The sequence below is a fragment of the Mucilaginibacter phenanthrenivorans genome (genome assembly GCF_024721155.1).
Taxonomy (GTDB): domain Bacteria; phylum Bacteroidota; class Bacteroidia; order Sphingobacteriales; family Sphingobacteriaceae; genus Mucilaginibacter; species Mucilaginibacter phenanthrenivorans.
Window position 1 is genome coordinate 768297 of sequence record NZ_JAHVAP010000001.1, and the last position, 14938, is coordinate 783234.

Below are 14938 nucleotides of genomic sequence, written 5' to 3' on the forward strand. Positions count from 1 at the left end.
ATCCGAATATCCAATCGACGCAAACGTCACCTTATAATTGTAAGACTTCCCGAGAATACCTGGTTAAATAACTTTGTGTTTATCACATAGTAATAAACACCTACGGGTAGCGCCTTCCCGTTATAAATTCCGTCCCAAGGCTTGTCATATCCAACTGAGTGATAAACCTTTTGGCCGTAACGGGTAAATATATCAACGGTTGCATCGGTATAGGCAATCAATCCCTCAATATTCCATAAATCGTTAACACCATCGCCATTAGGTGTAAAAGTGTTGGGGATGACAATCAATGGGGAAACCTTAATAAATGTGGTATCCGTACTTACGCAATCGCGTGAATCAGTTACTTGCAATGTATAAGTCCGATCCACATCACCGGTTATTACCGGATTTTTAACAGTATTATCGTTAATGTCGATATTCGGCGTCCACAAATACTTTACGTTATTATCGCTTACCGTCGGGGTTAGGGTAATTGTCCTGTTTTTTAATACATACCTTGTGCCGCCCGCATTAACTGACGGGGGAGGAATGAAGTTTATTTGCATCGTATCTCTTGGATTATCACACGGACCGGACTTATCAGCAACTAATTCCAATTTTACTGAACCACTGGCTATATCCGCGGCGCTTGGAATATAGACGGCGTTTAAATCTGTTTCGGATGGACTAAAACTACCTGAAGCGGAACCCATTTTCTCCCATTTCACTGTGCTGACAATTAGTATTTTACCACTTAATTGAACGCTGTTAGTTTGAGAGCATACATTTTGATCAGGGCCAGCAAATGCAGCAGGTAACGGGCCAAATTTAAATGTGACGTCCGAACTGACACCGCCACACTCATCTTTCCTGGTAGCCGTCAATCTTAAAACAACCTTCCCCGCTGCTGTATCTGCAGCAGTTGGAATATATTGCGTTGTTGCCGGGTAATTAACAGAAGGATAAAATGTGCCGGTTCCGCTAACGACGGTCCAAATTCCTGTGGGTACGCCACCACCGATAGTACCGTGAAGATCAATAGTCGGATCGGCAACACAAACGACTTTACCCTGACCAGCATCCACCGTAGGTGGATCATTTACCACTAAGCTTACACTTCTTGGGGCGCTCGTACAACCGTTAACTTGTATCGTCAAACTGTATAAACCTGCATCGCCTTTAGTTCCGTTCGGGATTTCAACTTTTTGCCCGGTGTAAGTTTTTCCATTGGAGCCCGTCCAGGTATAAGTTGCCTTGGCAACCGCGGTAGTTTGTAATGTAATTGTACTACCCACGCAAATTGGCGAATTTACGTTTGGTTGGGGTGCTATCACTTGTGGATTGACCGTCACAACATACTTAAAGAGAGTACCAGGACATCCATTTGCAACAGGTGTAATAAAATAGGTTACTTTAACAGCGCTATTACCGGTATTTATCAGGGCTTCATCAATTACTGCTGACGTTTTATTTGATACTGCTGCGTTACTGATATTGGGTACAACACCGCGCGACCAAAGAAAAGTGGCAGATGGGATACTGGATGTTATTGTATAGTTTTGCGGTTCGCCGCTACACGCACCAGGGTTTGTTGCTGCACTTGTTATTTGCGCATCAGGGTTTACTGTAACTTTAAGGGGAAATAGTGTACCCTGACAGTTACCGGTACTTGATGTTATAAAGTACGTCACGTCAATTGGCGCGTTTGTAGTATTAAACAACGCTTCTTTTATAGTACCGCTGGCCTGGCCTGAAACTGCTACGTTAGTTATGCCTGGAATAGCATTGCGGCTCCACGAAAAATCGGTAATGGTGTTAAACGTAATTGTGTAATCAACAGGAGTACCATTACAAATTGGCTTGGCGGCGTCGCTGGTAACAGTTGGAGTAGGATATACTGTTACAATATAATTAAACGGGGTGCCGGCACAACTGCCATTCATCGGCGTAATTACATAAGTAACGTTCACGGCATCGCTACTGGTATTAATTAATGTCTCATTAATTGTATTGCCCGCTTTATTTGTTACGGCGGCATTACTAATACCCGCAAATTGTGCGCGGCTCCATAAAAATGTAGCCGTTGGTACATCTGATGTAATGGTATAGCTTAGCGGGCTGCCACTGCAAATAATGTCGCTATTTGAACTTGTTACAGTCGGTATTGTTGACACTGTAACATCAACCTTGGTTCTCTCGCCAATACAGCCGTTTACAATTTGCTGAACATAATAGGTTTGAGGGCCGGTTAACGCGGGGCTGGTATAAGTATCAGTTACTGACAATTTGTTGCCGCCAACCGGTGCATCATACCATTCATAGCTGCCGGCGGGATTATTAGTAGTAAGTGTTGTTGTATTGCCGATACATACAGAAATAAGACCTGTAACGACAGGTGCAGCGGGTATTGCGTTAACTGTTACCACAACCATGGTACGCGGGCTGGCAACCCCCACGCTATTAACGGTTTCCACGTAATAAGTAGCGTTGGCCATTAGGACAGGAGTTACGAATACGGGGCCTGTTTTTAAACTCGTTCCCCCGGTTGCGACATCGTACCATCGATATGTTCCGCCAGGAGCAATGGCGGTTAATGTAGCGCTGCTGCCCTTGCAGGTACTGTTACCGGTAACTGTTGGTGAAGCGGGTGAGGCTTTAAATGTTATGATAACCTGGTCGGATTTTGGGCCGCACAGGCCAGGGGGATCATCCGAGGTTAAGGTAAGTGTTGCGGAGGTTTCACCGGCCCCGGGTGTATAAACAGTACTTTTAGAGCTCGCGTTTGAAAAACTTCCGCTTCCGCCCGACCATTTGCCGGTTGTAGCGCCGCCTGTAATAGTGCCCTTTAGCTGCACCGGCGTACCCACGGAAACGGTCTGATCCGGGCCTGCATTCACTGTGACAGATTCGTATATTATAATGGATGTGCTTGAACTGGCGCTGGCGCAGCCACCAGAGGCCGTGATATTATTAGTAATAGTATAATTGCCGGCTTTGCTCCTCTTTAAATCTATTTCTCCGGTGCTGGTATTAACAAAAACCAGCCCGACAGGTGTTGCGCTAAATGAACCCGCACTTGCACCTGCATTAAAGGTAGGTCTGGGATTGTTTTCATCCTGGCAGTACCCCGGTTTGTAAGAAAATGCAGCGTTAGCCACAGTAACAATAGAGAAGGAGGCGGTTTGTGGAACAACACACGTGCCGGTACCGGTAAAAGTTATCGTGTAACTCCCCGGCGAACTTGCAGAAATATTGATTTCGCCCGTAGTGGTGCTTACGAAAACTAACCCTGCTGATGAAGCACTGAATGTACCCCCTAAAGGATTATTAATAACAGGTGTAACGTTTGAGCTTGCAGTACAAACTGTGCCCGTTGGATATTGAAACTGCGGATTGTTGGGCGAGGTAACCGTTACAACTACCGGTGTACGATTACTAACACAGGTACCCGTTGTATTTTGAACATAAAACGTGGTTGTAGAATTAAGTATCGGTGTCGTAAAGTTGCTCCCGGTTTTTAAAGATGTTCCTCCGGATGCTACGTCGTACCAGTTAATAGTTCCTGAAGCGCTTGTACTCAAGTTAGCTGACGTCCCCTGGCATATCGTGGTCCCGGTCGCTGTTGGAGCAGTAGGTATAGGATTCACAGTTACGGTTACCGGGGTACGTGTGCTGGAACAGCCGTTCTCCGTTATTTGCACATAGTAAATTGTGTTAACCGTTATTGGTGGTGTCACAAAGACTTGCCCGGTGAATAATGATGTTCCGCCGGTTTGCGTCGCATACCAATCGTAGGTGGCGGTGGCGGAGCCGCCTGTCGCAGTTAATGCAGCTGAATTACCTGAACAAGTAGACGTTGGGCTGGCTGTAGGTGGCGTTACCTGCGGCAATACGGTAACAGTTACAGGTGTTCTTGCACTTGTACATCCATTCAGCTTGGTTTGAACATAATATGTAGTTGTTGTCAACAATGCTGGTGTAAGGAAGCTGCCGTTCGGGCTATTTGTAACGATAGCTGTACCGCCGCTTGCAGCGTTAAACCAACTGTAAGTACCGCCGGGCCCGGTGGCGGTGAGGGTAGTTGCTGAATTATAACAAATAATTGCACCGGAAACAGATGGTACAGGTGGCGATGGATTTATAATAACCTTTATTAGCGTACGCGTGCTTGAGCAGCCCCCATTATTTGCCAAAACATAGTAATTTGTTGCGCTGTTAAGCACAGGTGTTATGTAGCTGTTGCCTGTTTGTAAAAGTGTACCTCCCGATGGCGCATCATACCATTCGTAGGTTCCGGAGGGTAGTGTCGGCAGCGTTATAGTAGTTGAAGTACCAGCACAGGGGGTTTCAATTACTGGTGCAGGGGCGGCAGGGATTGGGGTCACATTTACCGTTACCGCAGTTCGCGAACTTTCACAATCGTTTATAGAATTTTGAACATAGTAGGTCTTCGGAGCTGTTAACGGTGGGGTAGTAAAATCGGGACTGTATATAAGCGCGGTACCGCCCGATGGTACATCGAACCAGGCAAATACGCCTGGTGCATCTTCAGCGTGCAAGTTGGCTCTCATTCCGGAGCAAACAGATGGATTGGTATTTTTCACCACAGGCTTCTGTGGTGGCGTTGTCACTGTTGCGGTAACTTGCGTAGGGATGCTGCGGCAACCATTATTAGTCGCCACTACATAATAAGTGGTGGTAACATTTAATATCGGAGTAGTAAAGGTAGAGCCGCTGAATATTGGCGCCCCTGACGCTGATGAATTAGAATACCAGTCAAAAGTATCACCGCCATCTGCGCTTAAAACTGCCACATTGCCCGCACATATAGTAGCACCGGTAACGTTTGGCTTGCTTGTTAACAATACAAACACCTGGGTACGGGCGCTTGTACAGCCATTAACCGTAGTTTGCACATAATAACTCCTGTTGCTTGTAAGTACCGGAGTTGTATAACTATCGCCGCTTAATAAAAAATTCCCGTTGGCGTCATACCATTGATAAAGGCCACCGGGAGCGGTAGGCGTTAGTTTTCCTGACGTGTTTGGACAAATAGTCACATTGGCAACCGCAGGCGCATCAGGAGTTGGGGAAACAGTAATATTTATTGTGCTGGTAACGGGCTGACAGCCCCGCGTTGCCCCTGTTACAGTCACCTTATAGGTGCCGGCTTTGTTGACGTCTATTGATTGTTTTGTTTCACCCGTGCTCCAGGTATAGCTGTAAGGGGCAACTCCTCCTGATGGAGTTGCGGTAAGTGTTACACTATTTCCAGAACAGATTGTTGGATTAGAAGACGTGATCGTAACGCTCTGCGGACATTGCCCATATCCGAAAAACGCCAACAGAAGAAAAATAAAAACGAATAAACAATACCTCATAACATTCAATGAGCTTTCTAATTCTCTACAATCATTTTCACCGTTCACAATAATTCACTAACCAGATTTACGGGGATCAAAACTTTGCCCGAAAATACTGTCAGCTTTCCTTTTACGTAAAATGCACAAGGTTTGTTTAATCAACACCATATCTGTAGTCATCAAACCCGGCACAATTTTAAATTTATATTTCTAAATAATAATATTTAATTTGCTCTATACTTAAATCTATATTTAATCTATATTTAATTATATAGCTTATCAAACGCAATTCGGAGTCATATTACTAATTAAAAATTAAATAAACAATTAAAGCCTAATAAATGCTAATTGAAGTTTTAATTTTATGTTTGTAACTACCGGCGGCTAGTAACCTTTATAGATCCAATAGTATGTCCTACCTGTTTAAAAGCTATGTTATTTTTTTAATACTTGCATTTGCAGGCAACAGTTGCTTTGCACAATCAACTTCCCCAAACAAGCATAGAGCCGCTAAATCAAAAAACAGTAGTGTAGCCTTTTGGCTAACAGATCCGTCGGATTCCACTTTGTTTAAACAAAAAACGGCTATCGTGCCTGGTGATGTTTCCGATCAGTTGCAAACCATAAAAATTGACAGATCGCAAGTTTATCAATCGATAGATGGTTTTGGCTTTGCCTTAACAGGCGGAAGCGCCATGTTAATAAACAAAATGAGCGCAGCTAGCCGGGCAAAGCTGTTGAATGAGTTATTTACCGTTGATGGCAACGCTATTGGCGTGAGTTATTTGAGAATCAGCGTCGGTTCATCAGACCTTGATGATCATGTTTTTTCGTATGATGACCTGCCTGCAGGTGAAACGGACCCGGATCTTAAAAAATTCAGTCTCGCTACAGATGAAATAAACCTGATCCCCGTTTTAAAACAAATCATTGCCATAAAGCCTGACATAAAGATCCTGATTTCACCATGGTCAGCACCCGCGTGGATGAAGACTAACGGTGAAACTCATGGAGGTAATTTGAAACCGGAATACTATAAAACCTATGCACAATACTTTGTTAAGTATCTTAAGGGGATGGCGGCGCATGGAATCAATATCGATGCCTTAACTATTCAAAATGAGCCGCTTAATCCAAAGAATAACCCGAGCATGGTAATGGAGGCGTCTGAACAGGCAGATTTTATCGCCAATAACCTTGGCCCTGCATTGACCGCTGCGAAGCTAAAAACAAAGATCATTCTTTACGATCATAATGCCGACCGGCCTGATTACCCGATTTCGATATTAGATAAGAAAAAGGCGGCTAAATACGTTGACGGCTCAGCATTTCACTTATACGGCGGGAAAATCGAGGCCCTGTCAACGGTTCATGACGCTCACCCGGATAAGAACTTATATTTTACCGAAGAATGGGTAGGAGCACCGGGGCATCTTAAAAAGGAACTAAAATTTCACATTAAGGATATAATTATTGGCGCCACACGCAATTGGAGCCGTAATGTGATAGAGTGGAATTTAGCTGCCGATCAAAACCAGGAGCCACATACACCCGGCGGATGTACCAGCTGTTTAGGTGCAATAACCATAACCGGCGATAGCGTTATTCGTAATCCGGCGTATTACATTGTTGCACACGCAGCAAAGTTCGTGCGGCCGGAATCAAAGCGCATTGGATCAAATTTATTTCCCGGCCTGCCAAATGTGGCCTTTATTGCACCGGGCAACAAAATGGTGGTGATAGTTTATAATGATGATGCCTCTGTCCAGGCTTTTAACATTGTATTTGGAGCAAATGCAATTACGTCATCTTTAAACCCGGGCGCTGTAGGTACCTATGTTTGGGATTTATAAATATATTCCTTAACGTTCAGCGTTGCGAAATTTTGCACCGCTATTTGAATAGCTTATTAAATACGGAGTAAGGTACTGTATCATTCGCAAATGTAAAGGTTCCGCTTTGGGCAATTTCTTCTGCTGACCTTAAAAACGAGCCATAAGCAGCACGTGCAAGTGACGAGCCCAGGCTTATTCTTTTTACACCAAGTTCGGCAAGCTCGTTTACAGAAAAGTGAGATCCGCTAAGCCCCATGACTATGCTAACCGGTTTAGGAGCAACTGCTTTAACAACGGCGGTAATTTCCTCTCGGGTTGTCAATCCAGGTGCAAATAGTACATCAGCGCCTGCATCTGCAAAAGCTTCTAGTCGACGAATAGTGTCGTTCAAATCCGGACGGCCGTATATCAGGTTTTCGGCTCGCGCCGTCAAAGTAAAATGGAATGGCAAACTTCGGGCGGCCGTTACCGCAGCTTTAACCCTTTCAACAGCCAGTTCAAACGGGATAATCGGATCATCAGGATTACCGGTAGTATCCTCAATTGAACCACCAACCAAACCTGCCTTTGCGGCAAGCAGTATAGTTTCGGCGCAGGTTTCAGGAGCCAGTCCGTATCCGTTTTCGAGATCTGCCGATACGGGCAGATCAGTAGCCATTACGATATCATGTGCGTTTCTTAAGGTTTCTTCCAGGCTAACAGCACATAGTCCATCGGGTTTAGCAACAGAAAAGGCAAGGCCGGCGCTGGTAGTGGCAAGCGCTTCAAAACCCAGACTTGCCAATATCTTTGCAGAACCGGCATCCCATGGATTTGGAATTACAAAAATTCCATCGCGCTGGTGCAATGTTCTTAATGTTTCTGCCTTGATTGCCTGTGTGTCGCTATTTAATTTTTCCATTTTAGATAGATTTATCCTGTATAAATTTAATGCGATAAAACATGTCGTTTAATCAGTCCGCCTTTAACTTCTGATACCGAATGTGTTATAATAAACGCACTGGGATCAACCTGCTGAACGGTGCTAACCAGGCGGGATACGTCAAGGCGGGTAATTACCACATATAATATGTCGATGTTTTTATCTTCGATTGCATTCTTACCAAAGCCACGCTCGCCTTTATAAACAGTAACCCCCCGGCGCAATTGGCGGATGATCACATTTTTTATCAGTTCGCTTTTAGGCGAGATAATGGTGACGGCAGTGTACTCGTCAAAACCCTGTATAATATAATTTATGGTTTGTGATGCCGACAAATAAGTAAGTATTGAATATAACGCCGATTGGATACTTAAAAAGAAGGCGGCAATCCCAAATATCACAATATTGATCAACAGGATAATTTGCCCCACAGATAAAAAGGATTTGGGATTGATGTAAACCGCCAGCAACTCGGTACCGTCAATTACGCATCCGCCGCGCATGGCCAAACCTATCCCGGTACCCAGGAAAAATCCACCAAATACAGCGGTTAGCAATTTATCGTTAGTTACATGCGGAAATTTGATAAAATACAGCACTATCGATAAAATCAGGATAGCGATCAGTGTTTTAATGGCATACAATTTATTGATCCGCTTATAGCCGAGCCAAATAAAAGGTAAATTGATAATGATAATTAGTATAGATATAGGCCAGCCGGTTATTGAACTAATTAACAAGGAAATCCCAGTTACGCCACCATCAATAAACTCATTGGGGATCAAAAAACCCTTTAGCCCAAAAGCAGCACAGAAAATGCCCGCTATAATAAGTGGTATATTGGTGATCTCCTTCCGCAAATTTAATCTGCTTCTTTTCATATTAGGATTGGTAAGCGTTTTTAAAATTATCAAAATATTATGGGTTACCGCTTTAACAGCAGATTTTTACAACCTTAAGCGGTAATACTTACAATTAAATGTTAAGTAACCAGGGGCTTTTCCAATCAATTGAAAAAGCCCCGGATCAAATTAATTAAATTAAGGCTTTAATCATTACCTCCCATTGAGCGGCTACTTGCGCAGTTCGCTTAAGGCGAACTTCATTGTCAACATATTGCCGGTAAAAAACAATATGATGAAGGGCTTGCTTGTCTTTGTCAAGCAAAATCAATTGCAGTTGTTGAGTTGCTTTACCCAGTTTTTCTTCATCAAGTCTGCAGCTAGTTACACCTCTCAGGTCTATAAGTTCCGGACTGTAATCGTTCAATGCCATTTTTATAATGGTTTTTTTAGCCCGGTCTATCGCAATTACAAACGAATCAAAATGTTCAATAGCTTGTAAAGAGAGGTTGAGCTCCTTTTCTATCTTAGAAAGTTCATTACTTACCTTTTTCGCCTTCTTAATGCGTGCGCTTCTTACAGCCAGGTAAATAGGAATAAATATAATAATGCACAGAATGCCCGTAATGAGGGTATTCTCAATGGTATGAGTCATTTTTTTAAATTTAAGGTAAAAATTCAGCGTGTTTTACGCTTTACTATGTTCGATTAACGGACATAGGTTTTACCAAAAAAAATGGCATGGGAATAATAACGAGCGAATAAATTGCTGCCGGTGAATAACATGCCGCTGATTTTGAAGAAATAAGGCTTGCCTTGCAATTGTAAGTCCATCTCCCGATACATTTAAATCACCAATCCATAATGGTTTGATTGATCCGTATACAGGATGAGCAATAACTCCCTGGTGAACAACCTTATTTAACGAAGATGCAAGGGCTTGGATTTTTATGCTGGCCCGGTAACAATCAGTGCCATGGTTCCCATAATTATAGGGCACACTGTAAGCATCCTGATCAATAACAGAAAATAAAAAAAGCGCTAAAATTACTTTTAACAGTGCCTTGTGCATTCGACAAAGATAAAATTTTAATGTTAGGGAGTGTAAGCAGGCGGCCAATTCCTTTTTCGTTTCCCTGAAACGTCAATTTTTTAGGCGAGCATCATTGTCATAATTCCCCCCTTACATTGTCATTACAGGCACCTGTTTAAATATTTTATGCGCTGTATGTTTGTATTGTTCAATCACCATAAACAAAAAATAACATGACACACATTAACGGGTTTATCAACTTTAACGGTCGCTGTCGCGAAGCTATGACCTATTACCAGGAAATTTTAGGCGGTGATTTGGTACTGTCACCGATAGCGGGATCACCTATTGAAAATATGTGTCCGCCCGAAATAAAAGGTCACCTAATGCACGCCTGTTTAAAAAACGGTGGCGCGGTGGTAATGGGCACTGACTTAACCGGTCCGGGTGGATACATAAAAGGTAATGATGTAGCGCTTTTAATAAATTGCACGAGTGAGGAAGAAATAAACAGGCTTTATGAAAAGCTTTCTGCTGGTGGTGAGATTATGGATCCGCTAAAAAAGCAATTTTGGGGCGACACCTTTGCCGCCGTCAAGGATAAGTTTGGAATAACCTGGATGGTTGTATTAGGTAAAAACGAAAATCAACAATAAGCCATGAATATTTTACTAACCATACTTATCATTATCGCAGCCCTCTTTGTTTTGCTTTTAATAACCGCGGCCCTGATGAAAAAAGAATATGCTGTTCAGCAACAGGCGATCATTAATAAGAACAGCAGAGAAGTATTTGATTACATCAAATTGCTTAAAAACCAAAGGAGTTTTAACAAATGGGCAATGATGGACCCCGATGCCAAAATGGATTACATTGGGACAGACGGAACCGTTGGATTTATCTACACCTGGGATAGTGAAAATAAAAATGTTGGGAAGGGGGAACAGGAAATAAAAAGTATTAGCGATAACACCCGCATTGACAGTGAGGTGAGGTTTGAAAAACCTTTTAAAAACGTAGCTGACGTTTTTATGGAGACTAAGGCGGTATCTGAAAACCAAACAAGGGTAACATGGGCAATGAACGGCAAAAACCCGTACCCCATGAATATTATGAATCTTATTATCCCTGGTATGCTTAGTAAGGACATGGGAACAAGCCTGAACAATCTAAAAAATATCATGGAAAACTGAAAATGATCATTAATAAAAGGTCAAAACCTCACCCGGAGCTTAAAAAGCTCGGCAAATTAGTGGGCATCTGGGATGTGTCGGGTGAGGTATGCGGACAGGTGAGCTTTAGCTGGATGGAGGGAGGATTTTTTTTAGTACAATACGTTGACCTGGACGGAGCAAAGGGGCTGGAATTTATAGGTTACGATGAGGAAAGCAAGACGTTACGATCGCACTATTTCGACAACGATGGAAAGGTGATGGAGTATACTTATAAGGTAAGTGAAACTGAGCACCAGGTATCCATCGATATGCCTGGAATAAAAGGAGAGTTTAAAGGCAAATACAGTAATAACGGGGATACTATATCGGGTAGCTGGCATTGGAAACAAGGGGAGGAGCACTTAGGCTATAAGGCGACCCTTACCAAAATAAAAATAAATTAAGTTGATAAGTCAATAACGATAAAACCAATGGAATCAACTGAAATAACTACGCTTGCCGTTGAAAATTTAAGCCAATTGATTGAATTGCTTGCTAAATTTGAACAGAAGGATATTAATATTATCCCGTTTGAGGGAAGATGGACTGTAGGTAAGGTGGCACAACACATGGTTATGGCAAACAGGGGGTTCGTAGATGTAATGAACGGCCCGGTTAAAGAAACCGAAAGGGCTGCCGATGAAATGGAGCCGAAGATAAAAGGGGATTTTCTGAATTTCGATATCAAAATGACCACACCGGCTTTTATTCGACCGGAAGCTAAGTATTATGATAAAGAAGAATTAATATCGGCATTAAAAAATATTCGCGAAAGTGTGAATAATGCCGCTACAACACTTGATATGACCAAAACATGCACCGCTTTTGAGTTGCCGCTGTACGGCTACCTGACCCGGTTAGAAGCAGTTTCATTTATAGCGTATCATACACAAAGGCACATACATCAGCTGAAAAATATTTATAATAATATTATTGAATAACAATATTAACCTTAATTTACAATCACTAAAAAACAATCACGATGAAAAAGATTAACATTTTTTACTGGATCTTCAATGGCCTTATTTGCGCGCTGATGCTTTTTTCAGGTATCAATAGCCTTGTGGATCCTGCACAAACCAAACTTATGGTAACAGACCATTTAAAATACCCTGAGTATTTTATGACGTTGCTGAGCATTGCAAAAATTTTAGGAGCAATTGCCATTCTGGTACCTGGTTTTAAACGCCTTAAAGAATGGGCCTACGCCGGCTTTGCCTTCGATCTTATTTTTGCAACCTATTCATTCATAGCTGTGGGCGACCCCGTAAAAGGTTGGGCTCCTATGGTTGTAATCCTTATTGTTTTTGCCCTGGCATATGTTTTTTACATCAAAAAACAAAACGCTGCCGCAGGCATCATTAGTTAAATTTTATGACAAATACTCACCCGACGGGTTTCAAACGCTTTTTCTCCTTACTTAAACAAGCCATTGCGGGCAGCGAGCAGGATTATACATCCGGCAGCATCCGCAGGGCAGTGTTTCTGTTAGCCATACCAATGATAATGGAAATGGTGATGGAATCGGTTTTTGCAGTAGTAGATATATTTTTTGTAGGCAAATTAGGAAACGAGGCTGTCGCTACGGTTGGACTTACCGAATCTGTCCTTAGCCTCATATATTCCATAGCAATTGGTTTAAGCATGGCGGCTACAGCCTTAGTCGCCCGCAGGGTAGGCGAGAAAAACCTTGATGGAGCCGCACATGCCGGCATGCAAACCATCCTTTTTTCAGTGGCGCTCTCTGTAATTATTGCCGTGGTGGGCGTTTCCTCCGCGGAATCAATTTTACACTTGATGGGTGCAAATAAAAAAATGATTGCCGACAACATCGTTTACACCCGGATAATGTTTGGGGGGAATATTGTAATCATGTTGTTATTCCTTATTAACGGCATCTTCAGGGGTGCGGGTGATGCCAGCATTGCGATGCGAAGCCTTTGGATAGCAAACATCTGTAATATTATACTTTGTCCTTTACTTATTTATGGGTGGGGGCCCGTTCCCGCACTTGGATTAAAAGGCGCAGCTATTGCTACAACAACCGGCAGGGGGATTGGCGTAATGTACCAGCTTTATCGTTTGTTTATCCGTAAAGGCTTACTGCATTTTTACGCTGCGCAGTTAAAACCTCAAAAGGAATTATTAACGCAGATAATAAAAATTGGCAGTACAGGCACCATACAGTTCCTGGTGAGCTCTGCAAGCTGGATCTTTTTGGCAAGGCTGATGGCCGATTTCCACGAGGCTGCTATGGCGGGTTACCAGGTATCTATCCGCTTACTTATATTTTTCCTGCTGCCTGCCTGGGGATTAAGTAATGCAGCGGCAACGCTCACCGGACAAAACCTCGGTGCTGGTAAACCGGAACGCGCTGAACAAAGTGTTTGGACAACCATGCTTTATACGGTAATCTATATGGTGTTTGTAAGCTTATTTTTCTACCTGTTTGGCACACCTGTGGTGAATTTTATGAACAGCGACCCGCAGGCAAGGCACTATGCCATACAATCGCTGCGAATTGTGAGCCTGGGGTATGTGTTTTTCGGAATAGAAATGGTAATGATGAATGCCTTTAATGGTGCAGGTGATACCCGCACACCAACATGGGTAAACCTTGTTGCATTCTGGTTGTTCCAGATCCCATTGGCATGGGTATTGAGTAAATATTATATAAAGGAGCCACGCGCTATTTTTTATGCAATACTGATATCGCAGGTTGTTGCAGCTGCCTTGAGTTATTACCTGTTTAAAAAGGGCAGGTGGAAAACGGTAAAAGTTTAGGAAATAAATTTACTCATTATGGTAGAGATCTTCAAAACTAACGTGAAAAGTAAAAGACTTGCCGGCAAGGTGCTAAAGTCTTTGCAATCTCATCTGCCAGCTTTTCAATTTAATTTCGATCTTGACGATTGCGACCGAATCTTAAGGGTACAAACCAGCGGATGCCCTGTAGAATGTGTTAAGATTATCCACATTGTTAAAGGTTACGAGATAGACATCAGTCTTTTTGAAGATTAAAGTCAGATTTACGAAGTTTTGAAAACTTCGTAAATCTTAAAGGTGATCACTCAGCCACCTTTATCTTAATAACAATCTTTTTAACCACATCATATCCCGCTACCTTAATATTAGGGCGATGGGCATCCCCCGGAAAAAACAGGAAGAACGTTCCGGGCATGGCTATATAATATTGGCCCTCTACGTTGTAATTGGCATTGTCGCTGGCTTCATTATATGGTTTGGTTACGGTGGCTTTTGATACTGGTGCCACGCCGATAGTTTCCTGCCCTTTTATCACATATTGCAGGTCGATATACTTGCGGTGTGATTCCCAAGCCGAGTTCTCAAATTCTTTTGAGGGTGCCTCGGTGATAGCTGCGTATACATTTGTGCCGTCGATAGGGTATTTGCCGGGTTTTAATTTAGTCAAGTCGCTGTCGCGTAAAAATGCAAAGGCCTTATCCCACATTGCCTGGTTTTTATGATACTGTTCTGCAAATACAACTTTATTTACAGAAGAATGCACGTCGAGTTTAAGACCGTTCTTCCATTCTTTTTTACTGAGCCAGGCTGTAGCCGTGCTTTCGGTCCAGGTAACCTGCGCTAAAACCCCAGTTGCAAATCCGAGGAAAATAAATAACAGTGTTAATTTTCTATAAACGATTAAAGTTTTCATGGTTCAAGTTGTATTTAATTTATTTAGGCGTTATGGCGACGTAATTTAGTTTAATTTGTAAAAACTAT

General features: G+C 42.7%; 14 protein-coding genes. 8 read left to right on the forward strand and 6 right to left on the reverse strand.

The features are described from left to right. Positions 1-26: 26 nt before the first annotated feature. Positions 27-5327, reverse strand: a complete 5301-nt coding sequence (locus tag KXD93_RS03185; RefSeq protein WP_258135414.1) for an Ig-like domain-containing protein — start codon at positions 5325-5327, stop codon at positions 27-29. Positions 5328-5755: 428 nt separating this feature from the next. Between KXD93_RS03185 and KXD93_RS03190 the strand changes: the two genes are divergently transcribed. Further along, positions 5756-7198 carry a glycoside hydrolase family 30 protein gene (locus KXD93_RS03190; protein WP_258135415.1) on the forward strand — a complete coding sequence of 481 codons (1443 nt, stop codon included), beginning with the start codon at positions 5756-5758 and terminating at the stop codon, positions 7196-7198. 40 nt (positions 7199-7238) lie between these two features. Here KXD93_RS03190 and KXD93_RS03195 read toward each other — a convergent pair whose 3' ends face one another. From KXD93_RS03195 to KXD93_RS03210, 4 genes are all read right to left on the reverse strand, one after another. Beyond that, positions 7239-8081, reverse strand: a complete 843-nt coding sequence (locus tag KXD93_RS03195; protein ID WP_258135416.1) for an isocitrate lyase/PEP mutase family protein — start codon at positions 8079-8081, stop codon at positions 7239-7241. A 26-nt stretch (positions 8082-8107) separates the two neighbouring features. Then, a complete protein-coding gene (locus tag KXD93_RS03200; protein ID WP_258135417.1) occupies positions 8108-8983 on the reverse strand; it encodes a YitT family protein in 876 nt (291 codons plus the stop codon). A 154-nt stretch (positions 8984-9137) separates the two neighbouring features. Next, entirely contained in the window at positions 9138-9599 is a 462-nt protein-coding gene (locus KXD93_RS03205; RefSeq protein ID WP_258135418.1) for a hypothetical protein, read from the reverse strand. Positions 9600-9668: 69 nt separating this feature from the next. After that, positions 9669-10016: a hypothetical protein gene (locus tag KXD93_RS03210; RefSeq protein WP_258135419.1), complete on the reverse strand. Its 348-nt coding sequence runs from the start codon at positions 10014-10016 to the stop codon at positions 9669-9671. Positions 10017-10210: 194 nt separating this feature from the next. Between KXD93_RS03210 and KXD93_RS03215 the strand changes: the two genes are divergently transcribed. Genes KXD93_RS03215 through KXD93_RS03245 form a run of 7 tightly spaced genes read left to right on the forward strand, consistent with a single transcriptional unit; the run spans position 10211 to position 14212 of the window. Continuing rightward, entirely contained in the window at positions 10211-10633 is a 423-nt protein-coding gene (locus KXD93_RS03215) for a VOC family protein (protein ID WP_258135420.1), read from the forward strand. Positions 10634-10636: 3 nt separating this feature from the next. Then, complete coding sequence (locus KXD93_RS03220; protein WP_258135421.1) at positions 10637-11170, forward strand: SRPBCC family protein; 534 nt, start codon at positions 10637-10639, stop codon at positions 11168-11170. A 2-nt stretch (positions 11171-11172) separates the two neighbouring features. Further along, positions 11173-11595 carry a hypothetical protein gene (locus tag KXD93_RS03225; RefSeq protein WP_258135422.1) on the forward strand — a complete coding sequence of 141 codons (423 nt, stop codon included), beginning with the start codon at positions 11173-11175 and terminating at the stop codon, positions 11593-11595. A gap of 27 nt (positions 11596-11622) precedes the next feature. Beyond that, positions 11623-12132, forward strand: a complete 510-nt coding sequence (locus KXD93_RS03230; protein ID WP_258135423.1) for a DinB family protein — start codon at positions 11623-11625, stop codon at positions 12130-12132. 41 nt (positions 12133-12173) lie between these two features. After that, on the forward strand, positions 12174-12560 hold the full coding sequence (locus KXD93_RS03235; protein ID WP_258135424.1) for a DoxX family protein: 387 nt from the start codon (positions 12174-12176) through the stop codon (positions 12558-12560). 5 nt (positions 12561-12565) lie between these two features. After that, complete coding sequence (locus tag KXD93_RS03240; RefSeq protein ID WP_258135425.1) at positions 12566-13975, forward strand: MATE family efflux transporter; 1410 nt, start codon at positions 12566-12568, stop codon at positions 13973-13975. Between the two features lie 18 nt (positions 13976-13993). Continuing rightward, positions 13994-14212: a methyltransferase type 11 gene (locus KXD93_RS03245; protein WP_258135426.1), complete on the forward strand. Its 219-nt coding sequence runs from the start codon at positions 13994-13996 to the stop codon at positions 14210-14212. Positions 14213-14258: 46 nt separating this feature from the next. Here the strand turns inward: KXD93_RS03245 and KXD93_RS03250 are convergent, their stop codons facing one another. Next, a complete protein-coding gene (locus KXD93_RS03250; protein WP_258135427.1) occupies positions 14259-14870 on the reverse strand; it encodes a NanQ anomerase/TabA/YiaL family protein in 612 nt (203 codons plus the stop codon). Positions 14871-14938: the final 68 nt, after the last annotated feature.

Excerpts from the sequence above, each read along its gene's own strand:
- KXD93_RS03215 (WP_258135420.1), top strand. The coding sequence starts at position 10,211 with ATGACACACATTAACGGGTTTATCAACTTTAACGGTCGCTGTCGCGAA.
- KXD93_RS03205 (WP_258135418.1), bottom strand. The coding sequence starts at position 9,599 with ATGACTCATACCATTGAGAATACCCTCATTACGGGCATTCTGTGCATT.
- KXD93_RS03235 (WP_258135424.1), top strand. The coding sequence starts at position 12,174 with ATGAAAAAGATTAACATTTTTTACTGGATCTTCAATGGCCTTATTTGC.
- KXD93_RS03230 (WP_258135423.1), top strand. The coding sequence starts at position 11,623 with ATGGAATCAACTGAAATAACTACGCTTGCCGTTGAAAATTTAAGCCAA.
- KXD93_RS03240 (WP_258135425.1), top strand. The coding sequence starts at position 12,566 with ATGACAAATACTCACCCGACGGGTTTCAAACGCTTTTTCTCCTTACTT.
- KXD93_RS03250 (WP_258135427.1), bottom strand. The coding sequence starts at position 14,870 with ATGAAAACTTTAATCGTTTATAGAAAATTAACACTGTTATTTATTTTC.
- KXD93_RS03195 (WP_258135416.1), bottom strand. The coding sequence starts at position 8,081 with ATGGAAAAATTAAATAGCGACACACAGGCAATCAAGGCAGAAACATTA.
- KXD93_RS03210 (WP_258135419.1), bottom strand. The coding sequence starts at position 10,016 with ATGCACAAGGCACTGTTAAAAGTAATTTTAGCGCTTTTTTTATTTTCT.
- KXD93_RS03200 (WP_258135417.1), bottom strand. The coding sequence starts at position 8,983 with ATGAAAAGAAGCAGATTAAATTTGCGGAAGGAGATCACCAATATACCA.
- KXD93_RS03190 (WP_258135415.1), top strand. The coding sequence starts at position 5,756 with ATGTCCTACCTGTTTAAAAGCTATGTTATTTTTTTAATACTTGCATTT.
- KXD93_RS03245 (WP_258135426.1), top strand. The coding sequence starts at position 13,994 with ATGGTAGAGATCTTCAAAACTAACGTGAAAAGTAAAAGACTTGCCGGC.
- KXD93_RS03225 (WP_258135422.1), top strand. The coding sequence starts at position 11,173 with ATGATCATTAATAAAAGGTCAAAACCTCACCCGGAGCTTAAAAAGCTC.
- KXD93_RS03220 (WP_258135421.1), top strand. The coding sequence starts at position 10,637 with ATGAATATTTTACTAACCATACTTATCATTATCGCAGCCCTCTTTGTT.